Source organism: Streptomyces sp. C (assembly GCF_000158895.1).
Taxonomy (GTDB): Bacteria; Actinomycetota; Actinomycetes; order Streptomycetales; family Streptomycetaceae; genus Streptomyces; species Streptomyces racemochromogenes.
This window is the reverse complement of record NZ_GG657750.1, coordinates 7007388-7008148: the sequence shown is the minus strand read 5'-3', so window position 1 is coordinate 7008148 and position 761 is coordinate 7007388. Positions and strand designations below refer to the sequence as shown.

The 761-nt window shown below is 78.4% G+C and carries 1 protein-coding gene; it reads left to right on the top strand.

Translation table 11 applies throughout. From position 1 onward, the window contains the following. Nucleotides 1-337 precede the first annotated feature (337 nt). Nucleotides 338-761 (top strand): alpha/beta hydrolase (locus tag SSNG_RS31395; RefSeq protein WP_007267978.1); only part of this gene is annotated, 424 nt, incomplete at its 3' end.

Sequence of the window (761 nt, the reverse complement as noted above, 5' to 3'; positions counted from 1 at the left end):
ACAGGCGACAGGCGGGCGACTGGCCACCGGGCGACAGACGCCGGGCGGCAGCCGACGGGCGCCGACCCCGCCTGCGGGCGGGGCCGCCGGGCGGCGGGCGGGCGGGCGCCGGGCGACAGGCCACAGGCGGCGGGCGGCAGGCGACGCGGCGGGGGGCTGCGCCGCAGGCCGCAGGCCCACTGCGGCTGCGCTACGCCCGTCCCCGGTGTGCCACAGGCCACGGGCCCCGGTCTACTGCGGCTGCGGTACGCCCGTCCGCGCGGGTAGTCCTGGAGAAGGGGCGGAGCTCCCCTTGAGGGAGCTCGGGGAAGACGATCACGGGCTTTAGGGTGCCCGTATGAAGCTACGACTGCCCCGGCGGCCCCGCGACCGCCTGCTCGCCGGCGCCGCCGCCCTCGCCGTCCTGGCGGGCGCCGGCTCCTGGACGGCCGCCGCGTCCGGGGACGAGCCGGCCGTGCGCCGCGAGGACAGGTTCGTGCAGGTGCCCGGGCTGGACGCCGCGGGTCCGGGCGCGCCCGGTGCCGGGATCGACACCTCCTTCTTCACCTCCGGGGACCCCTCGGCGAAACGGCCCGCCGTGCTCCTGGGCCACGGCTTCGGCGGGAGCAAGGACGACGTCCGCGCCCAGGCCGAGCGCCTGGCCCGCGACGGCTACGCCGTCATGACCTGGTCGGCGCGCGGCTTCGGCCGCTCCGGCGGGAAGATCGGGCTGAACGACCCCGAGCACGAGGTCAAGGACGTCTCCGCGCTCCTCGACGCGC